The sequence below is a fragment of the Kitasatospora sp. NPDC001527 genome (genome assembly GCF_040298605.1).
Classification (GTDB): domain Bacteria; phylum Actinomycetota; class Actinomycetes; order Streptomycetales; family Streptomycetaceae; genus Kitasatospora.
Map to the genome: position 1 here is coordinate 44,413 of NZ_JBEPAM010000039.1, position 19,328 is coordinate 63,740.

The window sequence follows — 19,328 nt, forward strand, 5'->3', positions numbered from 1 at the left end:
CTCCTCGGGGTGTTGCACTACCCGGTGCAGTTTACCCGTGGGGGTCGCGATGGCACCGGGTGAGGAGGACCGGAGGGAAAAGCAGGGAGGCGCGGAGCGAGTCCCCCCGGACTCGCTCCGCGCCGCGTCGACGCGCGGCTCTTCGCCGCTCCCCCCGATCGCCCCGGACTCCCGCCGTCCCCCCTGGCGCCGCTCTCCGGCGAGAGCGCTCCGCACAGGCCCGGCAAGCCCCCTTGAGGTGGGGCGTCGTTGATCATTACGGTAACAAACCGCATGGTTGGTTTGTCAATGGTGAATCCGTGCGGCATCCACCATCGGGGATGGGGAGCCGGAGGGCAAGGGGGAAGCGCGGCCACGGGGAAACGGGCTGGTGGAGGCCGGTCGTTCGGAGGCCACCGGGCGGGGGCGCGGTGCGGTGGGGGCGCTTGTTCGGAGTCCGACATTCCGAACGGCCTGTCGGTATCGAGCGGCGTGTCGGTGTCAGCGGAGCAGGCGGCGTTCCTTGGCGACGGCCACCGCGCCCGCCCGGGTGTCGACCCCCAGCTTGTCGTAGATCCGGCCCAGGTGGGTCTTCACGGTCGCCTCGCTGATGAACAGCGCGCGGGCGATCTCCCGGTTGCCGAGCCCCTGGGCGAGCTGGGCGAGGATGTCCGTCTCGCGCTCGGTGAGCTGCGGTGCCGGGGCCCGCATCTGCGCCATGACCCGGGAGGCGACCGGCGGCGAGAGCACCGTCCGCCCCCGCGCGGCCGAGTGCACCGCGGCGAACAGCTCCTCCGGCCGTTCGGCCTTCAGCAGGTAGCCGGTCGCGCCCGCGCCGATCGCCCGGGTGATGTCGGCGTCGGTGTCGTACGTGGTCAGGACCAGGACGTGCGGGGCGTGCGGGGCCGCAGTGATCCGGCGGGTGGCCTCCACGCCGTCGATGCCGTCACCGAGCTGGAGGTCCATCAGCACCACCTGCGGGGCCAGCCGGGCCGCCAGGTCGACCGCCTCCTCGCCGCTGCTCGCCTCGCCGACCACCTCGATGTCGCCGGCGCTGGCCAGCAGGGCGAGCAGGCCGGCCCGGACCACGGCGTGATCGTCGCAGACCAGCAGCCGGACCGGGGACGGGGCGGGGGTGGGGTTCATCGGACGGCTCCAGGGCCCGGGGACGGGCGGTCGGGGGTGAGCGGGACGGCGGCGGAGACCACGGTGCCCTCGCCGGGGGCGCTCTCCACGGTCAGGGTGCCACCGAGCTGGCGCAGCCGGGCGCGCATGGCCGGCAGGCCGTGGCCGCGGCCCGAGGGGGCGGGGGCGGGTGAGGGCGCGGCGGCGGGGGAGAAGCCTCGGCCGTCGTCGGCGATGTCCAGGACGGCCTGGTCGCCGAGGAAGGAGAGGGTCAGCCCGGCGGCCGAGGCCCCGGCGTGCTCGCGGACGTTGGCCAGCGCCCCCTGGGCGATCCGCAGCAGCGCCGACTGCGCGGCCGCCGGCAGCGGCACCGGCGTGCCGTCCAGGTGGAAGCGGACCGGCAACCCGCTCTCGGCGGACTCCCGCTCGGCGAGCGAGCGCAGCGCCTGGTCCAGGGTGCGGCCGTCGGCCAGCTCGGCGGGCGCGAGGTCGTGGACGAAGCGGCGGGCCTCGGCGAGGTTGCGGGCGGCCACCTCGGCGGCGGTGCGGACGTGGCCCCGGGCGGTCGCCGGGTCGCCGTCCCAGGTGCGGTCGGCGGCCTGGAGCAGCATCTGCTGGCTGGACAGGCCCTGGGCGAGGGTGTCGTGGATCTCCATCGCCAGCCGTTCGCGCTCGGCCAGCGTGCCCTCCCGCCGTTCGGTGGCGGCGAGTTCGCGCCGGGTGCGGACCAGGTCGGCGATCAGCGCGCGCTGGCGTTCGGCCTGCCGCTCCATGTAGAGGAAGACGCCGGTGGCCAGCGCGGCGACGGCGGGCGGCAGCAGCACGAGGTTGGCGTCCGGCGGGCCCGGCAGCCGGACCTCGCCGACGACCACCAGCAGGGTGAGCGCCGCGACCAGCGGGATCGCCGCCGGGGTGGGCAGCGTCCGCAGGGCGGTGTAGACCAGCGGGACGGCGCACCAGGAGAAGCTCGGCGCGAGCAGCACCAGGACCACCCAGAGCACGGTCACCACGGCCAGCGGCCAGGCGCGGCGGCGCTGCCCGGGGGCGGGCGGACGGTGGTGGGCGAGCCAGGAGCCGACCGGCTGGACGACGGCCAGGGCGATGCTCAGGCCGAGCACCCAGGGGATGCGCGGGTTGCCGGGGTGGTGGGTGAGGAAGCGGCTGAGCGAGGCGGCGAGCAGGAGGAGGAACGCCGAGTCGAGCAGCACGGCCAGCCGGCCGGCGTCCGGGTCGGGGGAGGAGGGGCCGACGGGGGCGACGGCGGATCCGGGGGAGGCGGGCGGGGGGCCGGGGTGGTGCACGGGCCGCTCCTCGCTCTGTCCGCTCGCCGTCGCGGTCGTCGGTGGCCGCCGGTGGCCGCCGGTCCGGGCTGCGGCGATCCTCCGATGGTGGCCCGTCCGGTCCGGGGACGCATCAACCGATCGGCTGACGGGCCCGTCGTCCATCATGCCCGGCCGCGGTGTCCGGACCGCCGATGTGGCGCGGGGGGCCGTCCACGCAGGATCGAACCCGTCCCCACCACCGCCATCCGACGAGGAGCCGGACCATGAAGAAGACCTCCGTTCGCACCAAGGTGCTGACCGGCACCGTCGCCGCCGCCGCGCTGGCCGCCGCGACCGTCGGTGCCGTCTCGGCCAGCGCCGAGGCCACCGACACCCCGGCCGTCGCCGCCGCCGCGGTCAAGGCCGACGCCCAGAACAAGAACCTGGCCCAGACCACCGGCCTGACCATCGAGGCCGCCACCAAGGCCGCCCAGGCCACCCTGGACGCGGCCGCCAAGGCCGGCCAGCGGGTCTCGGTGGCCGTCGTCGACCGCGACGGCGTCACCCGGGTGCTGCTCAAGGGCGACGGCGCCGGCCCGCAGTCGCCGGAGTCGGCGGTGCGCAAGGCGTTCACGGCGGTCTCCTGGAACGCGCCCACCTCCGAGCTGGCCAAGCGCCTCGCCCAGGCCCCGAACCTCAAGGACATCCCGAACACCCTGTTCCTGGCCGGCGGTGCCCCGGTGCAGTCCAAGGGCGCGCCGGTGGCGGCCATCGGTGTCGCGGGCGCGCCCAGCGGCGACCTCGACGAGCAGTTCGCGCAGGCGGGCGTCGAGGCGCTCGCCAAGTAGCACCCACCGAGCAGCACCCACCGAGAGCGCCCGCCGAGCAGCACCCGCCGAGAGCACCGGCCGCCGGCGAGGGCGCGCGGCCGGCCCGCGCGCGCCGGGGCGGACCCCCGACCGCCCCGGCGCACTCCACCGCCCCGGTGGGTTCCCCGTACGGGTGAAGGTCGCGCCGGTCGCCGCAGAACACGGGGCCGTCCGCCGAAAAGCCGCTGCCGCTGTCGGTGGCGCGTGGCAGGCTTCCCGCTATGACGGCGTGGACCCTCAACGACATCGAACGTGCGATCCGCTCCTCCTGGGGTGTCGACACCTGCGCGCCCGAGGACCAGGCCCAGTGGCGTCCCGACAATCCCGCCCACGGCCAGTGCCGGGCGACCGCCCTGGTGGTGCACGACCTGCTCGGCGGCGAGCTGATGATGGGCGAGGTGTCCACCGACGGGGTCCGCACGGACCTGCACTGGTGGAACCGGTCCGCGGCCGGCGCCGAGATCGACATGACCCGCTCGCGGTTCGGCCCGGACGAGCGGGTCGGCCCCGGCCGGCCGGTCGCCCGCCCGCTGCGCCCCGGCCGCCTGCAGGCGCAGTACCAGCTGCTGCGCCACCGGGTCGTCGCGCACCTGGAGGCCGGCTCGGCGGACGGGCGGCACGCCGCGGCGGCCTGACGCGGCGCTCACCCGGCACCCGCCCCCGGTGGCGCGACCTGGCCGATCGCACGACCGTCCGGCCTCCGGCGTACGGCGCCCGGCCTCCGGTGTCCGGCGTCTGACGTACAGTCGGTTGATCGTGGTCGGAGGACCGCTCCGGCCGCCGGGCGACAGCGGGAGTGCGCGATGAGCGGGATGACGGTCGGCTTCGTCGGACTGGGCGCGATGGGGCAGGGCATGGCCGGCAACCTGGTGAAGGCCGGGCACACCGTCCGGGTCTGGAACCGCTCGCCCGCGCCGGTGGCCGCCATGGTCGCCCGGGGCGCCCTGGCCGCCGACGGTCTGGCCGACGTCTTCGCGGCCGACGTGGTCGTCTCGATGCTCGCCAACGACGACGCCGTGGAGCGGCTGCTGCTCGACCCGGCCCTGCTGGAGGCCGCCACGGCGGGCGTGCACGTCAACATGGCCTCCGTCTCGGTCGCCCTGGCCGAGCGCGCCGAGGCCCTGCACGCCGAGTACGGCATCGGCTACGTCGCCGCGCCGGTGCTCGGCCGCCCGCCGGTCGCGGAGGCCGGTGAGCTCAACATCCTGGCCGCCGGGAGCGCGGAGTCGCTGGCGGCGGTCGAGCCGCTGTTCGCGGCGATGGGCCGGCGGGTCTGGCACTTCGGCGAGCGCCCGGGCCAGGCCAACACCGCCAAGATCAGCGCCAACTTCCTGCTCGCCTGCGCGATCGAGTCGATGGCCGAGGCGTGCAGCCTGGCCGAGGCCAACGGCGTCCGGCCGACCGACCTGATCGAGATGCTCAGCGGGACGCTCTTCCCGGGGCCGATCTACTCCGGCTACGGCGCGATGGTCGCCGAACGCCGTTACGAGCCCGCCGGGTTCAAGCTGCCGCTCGGACTCAAGGACGTCGGCCTCGCGCTCTCCGCTGGCGAGGCGAAGCACGTGCCGCTGCCGTTCGGCAGCGTGCTGCGGGACGCGTTCCTGGACGCGCTGGCGCACGGGGACGGCGAGAAGGACTGGGCGGCGGTCGCGGCCGTCGCGCGCCGACGGGCCGGGCTGCCGGAGTAGCGCGCGAGGACGGAACGGCGCGGGCGGAGGGCGGAACGGAGCGGCGCGGGCGAGGGGCCGTGCGGTACCGTCCTGCGGACGTGTACCGGTCACCCCGGCGCCACCTGGCGGTCGGGAGCAAAAGCCCTGTGCCGGGGCAGAGTTGGGCCAACCGGACAGAATTCCTCCGACCGCCGCCGGAAACCGGCACCCGCCTTCCGGCGCCGTCGCGGCCTTCGGTAGTCTCCGTCGGACTTTCAGCTTCGCGGGGGGATCGCGGCTCGGACGGCCGCTCGGTCCTTCCGCGCTCCCGGGCCGCGCCCGGACACTCTCGTGAGGTCTCCCTTGTCCATCTCCATACCTCGCAGTCTCGCCCTGGCCGGCGCCGCAGCGCTCGCCGCCTCGATGGCCCTGACCGGCGCCCAGGGCGCGGTGGCAGCCGCCACCACCGGATCGTCGCCCGCCGCCGCGGCGCAGGCCGACAAGGCCGCCGCCCGCGCGCTCGACCTGTCCCTGGACGGGGTGCCGCGGACCTTCGTCGCCGGCGGCGACACCAAGCTGTTCAACTTCACGGTCGACAACAACACCAAGCACGACTTCGTCTACTACCCGCTGCTCAAGTTCAAGAACGCCAAGGGCAACCTGCGCGGGGAGCACCTCAAGGTCGAGTACCAGCTGCCCGAGTCGCTGGACCGGACCAAGAGCTGGCTGCCTGCCAAGCCCGCGCCGGGCGGCGGCGAGAGCGACGACGAGGGCGTGCTGTTCCTGCTGGCCAAGCTCATCGACAACGCGGTGCCGGACTACAAGAGCTCGCTGCTCGCCGTGAACAAGGGCAACAGCGTCACCGTCACCGTCCGCGTCTCGGTCACCAAGGACGCGCCGCTCGGCACGGCCGGCGTGGTGCCGGTGGTCTTCGCCTCCAAGGTGGAGGCCAACAAGCCGGTCGGACCGGGTGAGTTCGCCGGTGACGGCGAGTGCGCCGAGCGGTTCAGGATCGTGGCGGGCGGCAAGCCGAGCCCCACCGCCACGCCGACGCCCACCAAGACGACCAGCCCGAGCGCGAGCCCGACCGGCAGCCCCTCGGCCACCACCTCGCCGTCGGCGACCACCTCGCCGACCACCACGCCGTCCGCCACCGGGACGCCGACCGGGCAGCCGACCGGCAGCCCGAGCGCCACGGCCACGCCGAGCGCGAGCACCAGCCCGTCGGCGACCGGCACCCCGTCCGCCACCGCGACGCCGAGCGCCACGTCGAGCACGACGCCGTCCGCGACCGCCACGCCGAGCGCGAGCGCGACGCCGTCGGGCAGCGCTTCGCCGAGCGCTTCCCCCAGCGCGTCGCCGAGCGCGTCGACGACCTCCGGCGCGAGCGTGTCGCCGAGCGCCTCCGGCCCGGTCACCTCGGCCCCGGCGGGCACGCCGGGCGACGACGAGGAGACCGGTGCCCGGCAGCCGATCGACTTCCCGGTGAAGGTGCCGGCCATCGCGCCGCTGCCGATCACCCCGGAGGCCGTCGTCCAGGCGCGGTCCAACGCCGACAAGGCCCTGGCCACCACCGGTGGCGGTGACGACACCACCGGCATCGCCATCGCCGGGGGCGCCGTCCTCGCGGCCGGTGTCGGCACCCTGGTGGTGCTCCGCCGCCGTCGCGCCGCGCAGCACGGCTGATCCGCCGACGGCGCGCCACACGACGCGCACCACCCGCCCGTGTCCCCGGTCCACCGGGGGCACGGGCGGGTGCGAAGGGCCGCCCGGGCCGTGCCTAGGATGACCGTCCGAGGGGGCCGACACGGGGGCAGGCGAGGTACCGGGGTGCGGGGAAGGGGCGCGGGGCGCTCGGCAGGGCCGGCACGGTCGCGGCACGCGGCGCGGGCCGGCACCGACCACGCGGCCACCACCGGCCGGATCGCGGGCCTGCCGGTCCGCAGACACCACGTGGTGCTGTCCGCCTGGACGCTCCTCTGGTTCCTGCTGGTCGCGCCGAACGGCGGGTTCTCCTGGCACTACCTGCGCCAGGGCGAGGACCTGCTCTTCAGCGGCCGGCCGGACGGCGGCCTCGGGCTCTACGCCCACCACCCCGAGCTGCAGATCGGCCCGGTCAGCCTGGCGGTGGCCCGGCTCTTCGCCCCGTTCCCGCCGGGGACCGGCGAAGTGCTCGCCGAGGCGGTGATGTCCGCACTGGGCCTGGCGATGCTGGTCCTGGTCGGCCGCACCGCCGCCCGGTACTACCTGGGCACCGGCACCAACCACCGCCGGCTCCAGCAGCGGCTGCTGATCGCCGGGCTGGCGTTCATCCCGATGTGGGTCGAGGTGTCCGTGCGCTTCGCGCACCTGGACGACGTGCTGGCGCTGTTCTTCACCACCCTCGCCGCGTACGAGCTCAGCCGGGGCCGGGCCGCCCTGGTCGGCGTGCACCTGGCGCTGGCGGTGGACGCCAAACCCTGGGCGCTGGCCTTCGCGCCGCTGGTCCTCGCGCTGCCCAGGGCCGGATGGCCGCGGGCGGCGCTCTGGTTCGCCGGGCTGGTGGCCGTCGCCTGGCTGCCGTTCTACCTGGGCGACCTGGACACCATGGCGGCCGCGAAGTTCACCATCCCCAACCAGCCCGCCTCGGCGCTGCGCTGGTTCGGGGTGACCGATCCGGCGACGCCGTGGTGGGACCGCCCGGCGCAGTTCGCCCTCGGCCTGTCCCTCGGCTGCCTGGCGGTGTGGCGAGGCCGCTGGCCGGCCGTCGTCCTGCTGGGGGCGGACGCCCGGATCCTGCTCGACCCGAGCGTCTACACGTACTACTCGGCGTCGATCCTGCTCGGCACGCTGCTCTGGGACACGGTCGGCCAGCGGCGGCTGGTGCCGTGGTGGAGCTGGACAGCGCTGGCCGCCCTGTACAGCGGCACGCTGTTCCTCCCGTCCGACCCGGCGCGCGGGTTCGTCCGGCTCGCCTTCGTGGTGCTCTCGGCGGGTTACGTGCTGCTCTGGCCCACCCGGCCGCGGCGCGGCGGGCGCGGCGGCGGCTCGCGACGGGTCGCCGGTCAGGACGGCGCGCGGCGGCGCGCCGAACGCGGGCCGGCCGCCGACCGACCCGTACCGGAACCGGCTTGACCCTCACGCAACGGGAGGAGGGAGGGTCGTGGTCAGCACGGAGGGAGAACCCGGATGAACACCGACGACGGGTACACGGTCGGCACGGTGGCGAGGATCGCCAAGGTGACCGTCCGCGCCCTGCACCACTACGACGAGATCGGCCTGCTGTCCCCCCGGGGACGCACGCCGGCCGGCTACCGCCGGTACGACGAGGCCGACCTCGGCCGGTTGCAGCGGATCCTGTTCTACCGCGAACTCGGGTTCCCCCTGGAGGAGATCGCGGCCGTCCTGGACGACGACTCGGTGAGTCCGAGGGAGCACCTGCGGCGCCAGCACCGGTTGCTGACCGACCGCATCGCCCATCTCCAGAAACTGGCCGCGGCCGTCGAACACGCCATGGAGGCAGAGAAGATGGGTATCCAGCTGACCCCGGAGGAGAAGTTCGAGCTCTTCGGCGAGCACTACCGCGAGGAGTGGGAGACCGAGGCCGAGCAGCGCTGGGGCGACACCGCGGCCTGGGCGGAGTCCCAGCGTCGCACCGGCGGCTACGAGAAGGCCGACTGGGAGCGGATCAAGGCCGAGACGGACGCGCTCAACGCCCGCCTGGTGGAGGCCTTCACCGCCGGCGAACCCGCCGACGGCGGCCGGGCCGTGGACCTCGCCGAGGAGCACCGCCGGCACATCCGCGAGAACTTCTACGACTGCACCTTCGAGATCCACCGCGGCATCGCCGGGATGTACCTCGCCGACCCCCGCTTCACGAAGGTCTACGAGGATCTCGCCCCCGGCCTCGCCCAGTGGCTGCACGACGCCATGCTCGCCAACGCGGAGCTGCGCACCGGCGGGCAGGAGTAGCGGACGGCGGCCCGGCCCCCCGGGGGCGGGCCGCACCGCCGTCGGAGGCGGGTCGTTCCGGCCACGACGAAATTTTCTTCGAACACCCCACAACCCCGCGGGTACTTGGGCGTCTGAAAGGGTGAGGGCCGATTCGGCGCGGGTCCGACCGCGCCGGTTCCGGGCCTCGCCGCACAGGCAGAGTCCGACTACCACGGGGAAACCACCATGCGCCCGTCCACTGTCCGGCGTCTCGTCAGGACCGTTCCGCTGGCGGCCGTTGTCGCCGGTGCGGCCGGCTACGCGCTGCTCCCCGCCGAGGACGGCGCGGAGCTCCGCCCGGCACGGGCGGTCGGGGCGGCGTCCACCGGGGCGGGGTCCATAGGCACGGCACCGGTCGGTGCGGCACTGGTGGAGGCGGTGCCGGGGGAGCCGGCACCGGCCGGGCCGGCGCGGATGCGGTCGGCGCTGACCGCGCCGGTGGCCGAGGGGGGCGCGCCGGTGTTCGCCCCGGTCGCCGCGGCCGACCGGACGCCGGCGCCCGGGCCGACGCCGGGGTCCGGCACGGCGCGCGGCACCTCCCCGTCCTGGCCCGAGGAGATGCCCGGCGCGGTCGCCGAGGCCGTCGACGTCTCCATGCTCCCGCTCTCCGGGGCCTGGGAGATCCACGCCGGCGGCAGCTACCTCGACTTCGAGGTGACCTGGAGGAACACCACCCGGCAGCGCTACGACGAGGTCGTCCCGGTGGTGCGGGTGCTCCCGTACGACTACCCGGCCGTGCTCGCCCGCCCCGGCAGGACGGCCATGGGGATGCTGGACCGCAAGGACCTCGACGAGTGGCGCGAGGTCAAGCTGGACCAGCCGGGCGTGGGCAGCGGCTCCCAGCCGGGCGCGTTCGCGCTCGACCCCGGAGAGAGCCGGACGGTCCGCTACCGGCTGACCCTGTCCGTCGGCAGCCCGTCGGGCCGGCTGCCGGTCCAGGCCGAGGGATGGATCGGCCGCAGCGCCAAGGCGGTGCGGGCCGGCGGCGCGAAGGCCCAGGTGAACGTGAAGGTGGACCAGCCGGTCCAGTTCTCGATGACGAAGCCCAGCGACGGGACCAGGGGCCGGCTCCCCTCCGAGGTACAGGTGGAGCTGGCCAACCTGGACGGCTTCGCCCAGCACACCGTCACCCCCGCGCTGACGGTGACCGACCGGGGGACCTGGAACGGCAAGCACGACCTGTCGCCGGCCGACCTGATCGCCGAGGTGCTGGCCGACGGCGAGTGGCTCCGCCTCCAGGGATCCGTCGACGAGCAGGGCCGGGTCCGGCTGGACACCACGGGGCTCACCCGGGTGCTCGGGCCGGGGGAGAGCGTGGTCTACGAGTTCCGGCTCAACGTGCCGTCGGGGTGGATGCCCGAGGCGGTCGTCCTGATGACGGCGGGTGCCGGCGTCGACGGCCGGGCACTGCCCGACCGGGCGGCGATCGTTCCGCTGCTCAGGGCCGGCTGGTAGCGGGCGGAGAACCGAGAGAGCAGGGCCGGGCCGTTCAGCACGACCGCTCCGGCCACCCGAAGACGATGTCCTGACGCGCCGCCGTGGAACCGGAACGCCGTCGGGGGGAGAGCGAAGACGGATGTCCATGGCCATCGGGCCGGCCGCCGGGTCCGGCCGGGGGTGGGGGGCGACCCTGCGCGGACTGGTGACGCTGCTGTTCGGCGCCCAGGAGGCGCCGCAGGGCGGGGGCGAGGTGCTCGACATCCCCGTCGCCGCGCAGTCGGCCGGTCGGCGCCGCGCCGGGTTCCTGCTGCTGCCCGGCGGCGGCCGGACGCACGAGGGCCGGCCGTCGCTGACCGACCTCTACCTCACCCACCGGCTCAGCCTGGTCCGCCTCGCGGTGCTGCTGGTCGACCACCAGGACCAGGCGGAGGACGTCGTGCAGGAAGCTTTCGCCAAGCTCTACCAACGGCACGGCGAGCAACTGGACGACCTGGACAACGCGCTGGCCTATCTGCGCACCGCCGTGGTCAACGGCGCCCGGTCGGTGCTGCGCCGCCGCCGCACGGCCCGCGAGTACGTGCCGCCCCACGAGGCGGACGCGCCGTCGGCGGAGGACCACGCGGTGCTCCACGACGAGCACCGCCGGGTGCTGGTGGCCCTGCAGGAGCTGACCGCGCGCCAGCGGGAGGTGCTGGTGCTGCGCTACTGGTCGGACCTGTCGGAGTCGCAGATCGCGGAGATCCTCTCGGTGTCCCGCGGCACCGTGAAGTCCACTGCCAGCCGGGCTCTGGACGCCCTCGAGAAGAAGCTGGAGGACGCCCGATGAGCGAGGAGCGGCGCCCCACGTCCGACGGGGCGGGCCGCGGCACGGGCCCCGGCGGCGAGTCACCGGTGGAGCGCCTGCTCCGGGAGGCCATGGCGGCCCGCGCCGTCCGGATCACCGCCCAGGACCTGCGCCCGGCCGACCCGCCGAGCGGCCCCCGGATCCGCCGCCGGCCCGCCTACCTGGTGAGCCTGCCGCTGATGGGGCTGGCCGCGGCGACGGTCATCGGCGTGCTCACCGTCCCCGGCGACACCCTCGCCGACAAGGGCGACGACGCACCGGCGGCCACGATGAGCACCAGCGCCGACCCGAGCCGGGACCCGGACCCGAGGTCCCCGACCGACGGGCCCACCGACGTGCTCGGCCGCCCGGCCGGGGCCCCGGCCCAGGGCGCCTCGCAGGGCCCGGACGACGCCTCCGGAACGCCCGCCCCCGGCACCTCCGGTTCCTCCGGCGGCCAAGGTCCGGGCAGTACCCGGCCGGGTACCGGCGCGGCCTCCCCGCAGCCGGACGGGACGGCGGCCGCGACGCGGGCGGCGGGCGACCCGCCCGCGGGCAACGGGGGCGTGGTCCGTTCCCCCCAGGGCATCGAGCTGAGCTTCGACGGCCTGGCCGGGAGGGAGGCGATGGTGGGCGCCGGCCCGGTGACCTTCACGGTGACCTGGCACAACACCACCGAGATCACGTACGGGAAGGTGGCCCCCGTGGTGGCGGTCCGCTCGCTCGCCGACGCGGACGGCGACGGCCGGTCGCTGCGCGGCCGGCTGCAGCGCGAGGACGAGGGCGGCGCCTGGACGGACGTCCCGCTGACCGAGGCCTCGGGCAACTACCTGGCATCGGGCGACGAGGCGGCGTTCCCCCTGGCCCCCGGGGCCTCCCGGACGGTCCGCTACCGGCTGGACCCCTCGATCGACAGCGGGGAGGGGACGCTGTTGATCGAGGCCCTGGCCCTGACACCGGCCACGCCGCAGCGCCTGGTGGAGGCGTCGGTGCTGACCGCCCTGCGGCTGTCCAAGGCTCCCGCCGCCGCCCGGATGGCGCCCGAGTTCACGGTCAAACTCCTCGAGGACTTCACCGAGCCCGGCAGACGGGCCGCCACCTTCACGCTGACCGTCCGCAATCCCGGTGCGGCGCCGCTGGCCTCGGTGTTCCCGACCGTCCTGCTGAGCGGCACGGAGGCGGGCAGCCAGATCATGGTCCAGGCCGGGTACGGCACCGAGGGGCGGCGCAGCCTGCCGGTCACCCGGAACCAGGCGGGGCGGGGGGTGGTCGACACCTCCCTGCTGGAACGGCTGGTCCGGCCGCACGAGTCGACGACCTTCTCGTTCTGGCTCAGCGTGCCGGAGGGCTGGAACTCCGACCCCGAGAGCTTCGCCGCGGTCGTGGGGGCCACGGGGGACGGGCAGGAGGCCGCACCGGTCGTCATCTACCCGAGCATGGCCATCGCCGGCCGCTGAGGGCCGCCCGGGCCACCCCGAAAACGCCGCCGGCGGTCCGGCCCCCACTGCTCGGGGGCCGGACCGCCGGCGGCTCGGGCGGTACGGCCGCCCGGTGGCTCAGGCCAGCGAGGCCATCCACGCCTCGACGTCCTCGGCCCGGCGCGGCAGGCCGGCCGAGAGGTTCTCGTTGCCGTCGGCGGTGACCAGGATGTCGTCCTCGATCCGGACGCCGATGCCGCGGTACTCCTCGGGCACGGTCAGGTCGTCCTGCTGGAAGTAGAGGCCGGGCTCGACGGTGAGCACCATGCCCGGCACCAGCAGCGCGTCGACGTGCTCCTCGGTGCGCGAGTGGGCGCAGTCGTGGACGTCCAGGCCGAGCATGTGGCCGGTGCCGTGCAGGGTCCAGCGGCGCTGCAGGCCCAGCTCCAGGACCTTCTCGACGTCGTACACCGAGGCGTCCAGCAGGCCCCAGGCGAGCAGTCGCTCGGCGAGCACCCGCTGCGAGGCGTCGTGGAAGTCGCGGAACCGGGCGCCGGGCTTCACGGCCGCGATGCCGGCCTCCTGCGCGTCGTGGACGGCGTCGTAGATCTTCCGCTGGAGCGCGTCGAAGCGGCCGTTGATCGGCAGGGTGCGGGTGACGTCGGCGGTGTAGAGGGTGCTGGTCTCCACGCCGGCGTCCAGCAGCAGCAGCTCGCCGGGGCGGACCTCGCCGTCGTTGCGCACCCAGTGCAGGGTGGTGGCGTGCGGGCCGGCGGCGCAGATCGAGCCGTAGCCGACGTCGTTGCCCTCGACCCGGGCGCGGCGCCAGAAGGTGCCCTCGATCCAGCGCTCGGAGGTGGCGACGGCCTGGCCGAGCTCGCGCACGCAGTCGGTGAAGCCCTTGACCGTGGCCTCGCAGGCGGCGCGCAGCTCGCCGATCTCCCACTCGTCCTTGACCAGCCGCAGGCCGCTCAGGAACTCCTTGAGCCCGGCGTCCTTGTCGGCGTCCAGCACGCCGGCGAGCGCGGTCTCCAGACCGGCGTCGTAGCCGCGGACGATCCGGGTCGGCACGCCGTCCCCGGCGCGCTCGGCCAGCTCCTCGGCGGCCTTGCGGACGTCGCGGACCGGCAGGCCGAGCAGCTGCTCCTGCTCGGTGAGGCTGTGCCGGCGGCCGACCCACAGCTCGCCGTAGCCGTCCAGCCAGAACTCGCCGTTCTCCCGGTCGGAGCGGGGCAGCAGGTAGAGGTGGAAGGTGTGGCCGGCGGCGCCGTCGGGCTCGGCGACCAGGACGGCGTCCTCGGTCTGGTCGCCGGTGAGGTGCACGTACTCGCTGGCGGCGCGGAAGCTGTAGTCGCAGTCGTTGGAGCGGACCTTGAGGGTGCCGGCCGGGACGACCAGGCGCTCGCCGGGGTAGGCGGCGGACAGCTTGGCGCGGCGCTCGGCGGCGTACGGGGCCTGCGGGACCGGGGTCAGGCCGTGCAGCTCGGTGTCCGCCCAGCCGGACTTCATCGAGGCGGCCAGCTCGTCGGAGACCTCGGAGTAGAGGCCGTTCTTGCGGCCCTTGAACTGCTGCGGCTCCTCGTCGCCGCCGGCGGCCTCGGGGTTCTCGGCCACCGCGGGGGTGCGGTCCTCGGTCACGTACGTCGCCTCCTTGCGCGTGGTGCCGCCCGGGGCGCGTCGGATCGCGACACAGGTGGGCGGCCGTGCGTCCATGGTACGGACGCCCGGCCGCTCATCCGTTCGGACCTTCGCGCGGACCGTTCGAAGCACGCGGGCCGCGCGCCCGGGGCCCGTTCGCCCGGGCTACTCGAAGCGTGCGGCGAGCAGTGTCAGGTCGTCGGTGGCCGGACCGGTGCCGGGGGTGTCGCGGCCGAGGACGGCCGCCGGGCCCGGTCCGCCCGCGTCGTGCTCCGCCGCGACCGCCACCAGGTGGGCGCAGAGCCGGTCGGGGTCGATCCGCACGTCGCGCGGGGCGTCGGCGGCGGCCCGGCGCAGGTTGGCCTGCCCGGCGTGCAGGGTCGGGCCGAAGCGGTGGGCCAGCCCCTCGGTGTAGAGGACCAGCGTGTCGCCGCGCTCGGCGGTGAACTCGACCCCGGGCGCCTCCCAGCAGGAGAGCACGCCGAGCGGCGCGGAGAGCGAGGTCTCCACGAACTCGGCGCCGTACCGGGTGACCAGCACCGGCGGGCAGTGCCCGGCCCCGGCCAGGGTGATCCGCCGTCCCTCCGGCTCCACCCAGGCGTAGACGGCGGTCGCGGTGCGGGCCGGCTCGGTGGTCTTCAGCAGCAGTTCGAGGTCGCCCAGGACGGACACCGGGTCCTCGCCCTCCAGCACCGCGTACGCCCGCAGCGCGGCCCGCACCCGGCCCATCGCGGCGGCCGCGCCCGGGGCGGAGGCCGGACCGGCGCCCGGCCCGTCGCCGGAGACCGAGCCGACGGTGAGGCCGACCGTGCCGTCCGGCAGCGGGATGGCGTCGTACCAGTCGCTGCCGCAGGAGCGGTCCAGACCGGCCGGCACGAGCCGGGCGGCCAGCCGCAGTCCGGCGGGCTGGGGGAGGTGGTCGGGCAGCAGGCCCCGGCGCAGCGCCTCGGTGGTGCGCCGGACCCGCTCCGCGTCGAGTTGCTTGGCCAGCAGCGGGGCGGCCACCTCGCTGTAGCGGCGGGCCAGCTCGCGCTGGCGCTCGGTCGGGACGGCGGGGCCGTCCCAGAACCAGAGCGCGGCGGCCAGCGGGCCGTCCTCCTCGGTGGCGAGCGGCAGGCCGTAGCAGCCGCCGAGGCCGAGGTGGCCGGCCAGTTCGCGCAGCCGGGCGCCGATCGCGGGGTCGCCGGTGAGGTCGTGCGACTGCAGCTCGGCGGGCCGGTCGTGCGCGCGCAGCAGCCGGGCGAGCAGGCTCTGGTCGGGCGGGACGGTCTCCAGCGAGCCGAGGCTGGCGCGGTCCAGGCCGAGGCCGATCGGCTGGCTGGGGCCGCCGCCGGGCAGCGCGGTGACCAGCAGGGCGCGGTCGGCGCCGAGCAGGGCGGTGCCGGAGGCGAGCACGGCGTCCAGGGTGGCGGACAGGCCGCGGGCGCGGGCCAGCCGTTCGGTGTGCTCGTGCAGGCTGGTGAAATCGGACAGGCGTCCGGCCAAACGGTCCTGCACTCCACCGGCGGAGGCCGCCGGGCTCGCGCCGTCGGGTGCGCCGGGGGCGCCCGCGGACCGGCCCGCGCCCTCGCCGCCGCCCGGCAGCTCTCCGGGCGCTCGGCCGTCCGGCTGCCCGGTGGGCACGGCCGGATCGGGGAAGCCCGGCGGGTCGAGCACGGAGAGCCCGCTGGTGCCGCCGGCCTCGGCCGGCTCGGAGGACGTCGACGGTGGGTGGGACTCGGTCATGCCGCCACTCCTGACGCGGTGGTGCGTGTCACGCGGATCATGCGGAACCCCCAGGTACGGCCGTGAGGAGCGAGCACGGCCAAAGGGCGCGTTTCGCCTCGATTCGCTACTACTCGTCATTGATCGACAGCAATGCCACCACTTCTACACAGGCCATTCGGGGCATGTCCAGAGCCATGACAAGGCTGGTGGCCGGTTCCGCGCCGTGGCGGGCCCGGCCGCGGGGCGCGTTCCGTTCCACGCGCGCCGGTCGGTCGCGCCGTGGTCCGGCGGGACGCCGCGTCCGGGCCCGTCGGGCATGGAGCGGCCGGTGAGCGGGCAGAACCGGGGGGACGGCTCCGGCGGCCGTCCGGATCGTATGCCCCTGGCGCCGGCCGGCCGGGTCGGCCGGAAGCGACTCACTCGTACGGTGGAACCAACCGCGGCCGGGCGGCGTCCATCCGGTCGCATACGGGATTCTCGTTCCAAGGGCTGTTCTATTCCGCAGCCCTTTCACATCGTGCTCCACCGCGTGCTCCAGGCCCGCGCCGTTGTCCGCACCGCCGTCCGTACCGCCGCCCGCCCCGCCCGCCGGCCGCTCCGGCCCGGCCCCCGGTCCGTTCCGACCCGGCTCCCGGGCGGTTCCCTCCGTCCGGTTCGCGGGCCGGTCCGGCGTCCCCGGACGCGCGGCGGCGGCCGGTCCGGCGACCGCGGGCGGAGCCACCGAGCGGTCACGGAAAGGAACGGGTGCCAATGCGTGACAACCCACTGCGCGACGACCCGAGGAGCCGGCCGGCACTCGGGGCGGCCCGGGCGGCCCGGCTGGCCGGGGCCCTGACGGCGGCCACCGGGTACCGCTGGCCGGTCGTCCCCGGCGCCGTCCTGCTCGACGGCGGACTCTGCTCCTGCGGCGACCCGGACTGCCGGGTGCCGGGTGCCCACCCGCACGACCCGCCGCTGCTCGCGGCCACCACCGACGCCCGGATGGTGCGCTGGTGGTGGGAGCGGCGCTGTCCGGACGCCCCGTTGCTGGTGGCGACCGGCCGGACGGTCTGCGCGGTCAGCCTCCCGGCGGCGGCCGGCGCCCGCGCGCTCGCCTACCTGGCCGCCCAGCGGCTGCGGCTCGGCCCGGTGCTGGCGATGCCCGGCCGCTACGCGATGCTGGTCGCCCCCTACTCGCTCGACGCACTCGGCGAGATGCTCGTCCAACTCCCCTGGGTGCCCGGATCGTTGCGCTACCACGGGGCCGGCGGCTTCCTGCCGCTGCCGCCCGGCGGCGGGGACGGCGACCGGGTGCGCTGGGTGCTGCCGCCCGGTCAGGGGGCCGACGGCGGCGTCTGGCTGCCGCAGGTCGAGCCGCTGCTGGGCGAGTTGGTGGCGGCGGCGGTCCAGCTGGACAGCGGCCGCTCGGCGTACTGACGATCCGTCGTCGGCGCACTGATCGGGCACGCCCGACCGGTCCCGGCGTGGGATGTTCGGAAAACAAAAGATCCGGCCGCTGGCGACGGGGGATGCACCAGCGACCGGACTCTTTAGACAGTAACAAGGATCCGCGCCCGCGCCAATTTCCAAGACGCCCTCGCAGCCCGGAAATTGCGGGTTGCGGGCGACAATGTGACGCGTATCACGTCGATCCGCCGGGCGTGGCCCCGGCGTTCCGACCCGCCTTTAGTTCAGGGTGACCTGACGGTTCACCAGGTTCGCGCGGGCCCGTCGCTCGTCGGCGGTGAGCGGAGCCGGGTCGGCGAGCGTGGCGGCGAGCCGCTCGGCGAACTCCGCGGCCGGCTTCTCGCAGTCGGCGGCGGTCATGGCGAGCGGCAGGTCCCAGACCGGCACGGTCAGGCCGTGCGCGCGGAACGAGCCGACCAGGCGGGTGTCCGGGCCGAGCGCGGACTGCTCGGCGGCGGTCAGCCGGGCCAGCGCGTCCAGCAGCTGCTCCTCGGGCACGGTCATCACCCAGCGCAGGTGGTTCTTGTCCGGGGTGCCGCACCAGTAGGCGGCGTCGACGCCGGCGAGCTTCTCGGTGGGGATCGCCGAGGCGTTGGCGCGCTCCAGCGAGGCGGCCACCTCGCCGGTCGCGGTCTCGGCGTCCTCCAGCCAGAACTCGAAGCCGGTGTGCACGGCCGGCTCGAAGGCGGCGGTGGTGTCCAGCAGGTCCTGCAGGCGGCGGCCGCCCGGCACGGTCCGGCGGGCCGGCACCGGGGTGCCCGGCTCGGTGGCCAGGGCCAGCTCCAGGGCGTCCGCGAGGTCACGGCTCAGGTCGCCGGAGGACGACTGGGTCTGCAGGCCCAGCAGGATCGAACCGTCCTGGCGGCGCAGCGCGGGCCAGGCCAGCGGCAGCACGGTGGCCAGGGTGACCGACGGAACCTCGCCGGCGGCGGCCTCGACGACCCCGGCGGCCAGCGTCAGCGGCACGGTGGCGGCGGGCACCAGCTCGCGCAGCGCGACCCAGTCCGCCTCGCCCTGCAGGCCCTCGAACGGGCGGTGCACCAGTTCCTGGACGGCGTGCGAGGCCTCGCGGCCGTGGCAGGCCTTGTAGCGGCGGCCCGATCCGCAGGGGCAGTTCTCGCGGGCCCCGACCACGGGGATCTCGCCCGTGGCGACGGGGGTGGACTGGCTGCGCTGCGGCGCCTTCTTGGCGGCCTTCTTGCCCATGGTGCGGCTCTCCCGGGAACGGTGGTGTTGTGCTCCCGGCAGCCTACTGACGTTCCCCGGGCACGTGGGCGGGTGCCGGGGCGCGGGCGGGGCCGCCGGGCGCCCGCTGCCGGGCGGGGCGGGGTGACCCGCCCGCCTGCCGTTCCCGCGGTCCGGCCGCCCGGTCGTTCAGCTCCTGCGGGCGTGCCGGGCCCGGGCCGGCAGGGCCGCCCAGACGGTCACCTCGCCCGGGGCGTCGCGCACGCCCCAGTCGCTGGCCAGCTGGTCCACGATGCTCAGCCCCCGGCCGCCGTGCGAGGTCAGCGAGGGGCTGGACGGTGACGGCCGGGTCTGCGCCCCGCCGTCGGTGACCTCCAGGGTGAGCACGCCGTCGGCGTGCATCTGCCAGCGGACCAGGACACCGCCGGTGTCCTCGGCGGCGTCGCCCGGAGCGGCGGCCGGTCCGTTCTGGCCGCCCGGCGTGCTCTGGCCGCCCTGGCCGCCCTGTGGGCTCCGCGAGCCTTGTGCGCTCGGTGCGCTCGGTGCGCTCTGGCTGCCGGCGGTCCGTGACGGCCCGCCGACCAGCAGCGGTTCGGCGGCCCCGGCGCGGGCGCCCCGGCCGAGTGCGGGCAGTGGCCCGAGCGGCCGGGCGTAACGACAAGCGTTGCTCAAAAGTTCGGAAAGGATCAGAACAGCATCATCAATGACCGGTTCCGGTATCTCGCGGTCTCCCAGATCTCGACGCAGTCGGCGCCGTGCGACCCCGACACTCGCTGGGCCGTGCGGCACTGCCATGGTCGATGAAGTCGGCACTT

At 75.6% G+C, this 19,328-nt stretch carries 16 protein-coding genes; 10 read left to right on the forward strand and 6 right to left on the reverse strand.

Annotation, left to right across the window (positions count from 1 at the left end; all coding sequences use genetic code 11):
- Positions 1-480: 480 nt before the first annotated feature.
- Positions 481-1,125 (reverse strand): response regulator, encoded by a 645-nt coding sequence (locus tag ABT238_RS28410; RefSeq protein WP_350559071.1) that lies wholly within the window; start codon positions 1,123-1,125, stop codon positions 481-483.
- Positions 1,122-2,405, reverse strand: a complete 1,284-nt coding sequence (locus ABT238_RS28415) for a sensor histidine kinase (protein WP_350559068.1) — start codon at positions 2,403-2,405, stop codon at positions 1,122-1,124. Before ABT238_RS28415 ends, ABT238_RS28410 begins: the two co-directional genes overlap by 4 nt.
- Positions 2,406-2,650: 245 nt before the next feature.
- Here ABT238_RS28415 and ABT238_RS28420 point away from each other — a divergent pair, with 245 nt between their 5' ends.
- The 9 genes from ABT238_RS28420 (at position 2,651) to ABT238_RS28460 (ending at position 12,576) form a co-directional block, all read left to right on the forward strand.
- A complete protein-coding gene (locus ABT238_RS28420) occupies positions 2,651-3,214 on the forward strand; it encodes a GlcG/HbpS family heme-binding protein (protein WP_350559065.1) in 564 nt (187 codons plus the stop codon).
- A 242-nt stretch (positions 3,215-3,456) separates the two neighbouring features.
- Positions 3,457-3,870, forward strand: a complete 414-nt coding sequence (locus tag ABT238_RS28425; RefSeq protein ID WP_350559062.1) for a YunG family protein — start codon at positions 3,457-3,459, stop codon at positions 3,868-3,870.
- Positions 3,871-4,038: 168 nt separating this feature from the next.
- A complete protein-coding gene (locus ABT238_RS28430; protein WP_350797879.1) occupies positions 4,039-4,923 on the forward strand; it encodes an NAD(P)-dependent oxidoreductase in 885 nt (294 codons plus the stop codon).
- A gap of 324 nt (positions 4,924-5,247) precedes the next feature.
- On the forward strand, positions 5,248-6,570 hold the full coding sequence (locus tag ABT238_RS28435; RefSeq protein WP_350797916.1) for an LPXTG cell wall anchor domain-containing protein: 1,323 nt from the start codon (positions 5,248-5,250) through the stop codon (positions 6,568-6,570).
- A 246-nt stretch (positions 6,571-6,816) separates the two neighbouring features.
- Positions 6,817-7,998 carry a hypothetical protein gene (locus ABT238_RS28440; protein ID WP_350798152.1) on the forward strand — a complete coding sequence of 394 codons (1,182 nt, stop codon included), beginning with the start codon at positions 6,817-6,819 and terminating at the stop codon, positions 7,996-7,998.
- A 54-nt stretch (positions 7,999-8,052) separates the two neighbouring features.
- Positions 8,053-8,835 carry a MerR family transcriptional regulator gene (locus ABT238_RS28445; RefSeq protein ID WP_350797925.1) on the forward strand — a complete coding sequence of 261 codons (783 nt, stop codon included), beginning with the start codon at positions 8,053-8,055 and terminating at the stop codon, positions 8,833-8,835.
- 207 nt (positions 8,836-9,042) lie between these two features.
- Positions 9,043-10,311 carry a hypothetical protein gene (locus ABT238_RS28450; RefSeq protein ID WP_350797934.1) on the forward strand — a complete coding sequence of 423 codons (1,269 nt, stop codon included), beginning with the start codon at positions 9,043-9,045 and terminating at the stop codon, positions 10,309-10,311.
- Between the two features lie 121 nt (positions 10,312-10,432).
- On the forward strand, positions 10,433-11,122 hold the full coding sequence (locus ABT238_RS28455) for an RNA polymerase sigma factor (RefSeq protein ID WP_350797946.1): 690 nt from the start codon (positions 10,433-10,435) through the stop codon (positions 11,120-11,122).
- Entirely contained in the window at positions 11,119-12,576 is a 1,458-nt protein-coding gene (locus tag ABT238_RS28460; RefSeq protein ID WP_350797952.1) for a hypothetical protein, read from the forward strand. Before ABT238_RS28455 ends, ABT238_RS28460 begins: the two co-directional genes overlap by 4 nt.
- A gap of 99 nt (positions 12,577-12,675) precedes the next feature.
- Here ABT238_RS28460 and ABT238_RS28465 read toward each other — a convergent pair whose 3' ends face one another.
- On the reverse strand, positions 12,676-14,175 hold the full coding sequence (locus ABT238_RS28465) for an aminopeptidase P family protein (RefSeq protein ID WP_502884104.1): 1,500 nt from the start codon (positions 14,173-14,175) through the stop codon (positions 12,676-12,678).
- A 165-nt stretch (positions 14,176-14,340) separates the two neighbouring features.
- The gene (locus ABT238_RS28470) at positions 14,341-15,900 is read right to left on the reverse strand and encodes a PP2C family protein-serine/threonine phosphatase (protein ID WP_350797964.1); all 1,560 of its coding nucleotides are present in this window, start codon (positions 15,898-15,900) and stop codon (positions 14,341-14,343) included.
- Positions 15,901-16,632: 732 nt separating this feature from the next.
- Between ABT238_RS28470 and ABT238_RS28475 the strand changes: the two genes are divergently transcribed.
- Positions 16,633-17,298, forward strand: a complete 666-nt coding sequence (locus ABT238_RS28475; protein WP_350559037.1) for a bifunctional DNA primase/polymerase — start codon at positions 16,633-16,635, stop codon at positions 17,296-17,298.
- Positions 17,299-17,547: 249 nt separating this feature from the next.
- Here the strand turns inward: ABT238_RS28475 and ABT238_RS28480 are convergent, their stop codons facing one another.
- Together ABT238_RS28480 and ABT238_RS28485 are read right to left on the reverse strand one after the other, a co-directional pair.
- The gene (locus ABT238_RS28480; protein ID WP_350559034.1) at positions 17,548-18,534 is read right to left on the reverse strand and encodes a DUF5926 family protein; all 987 of its coding nucleotides are present in this window, start codon (positions 18,532-18,534) and stop codon (positions 17,548-17,550) included.
- Between the two features lie 168 nt (positions 18,535-18,702).
- Positions 18,703-19,185: an ATP-binding protein gene (locus ABT238_RS28485; protein ID WP_350797985.1), complete on the reverse strand. Its 483-nt coding sequence runs from the start codon at positions 19,183-19,185 to the stop codon at positions 18,703-18,705.
- Positions 19,186-19,328: the final 143 nt, after the last annotated feature.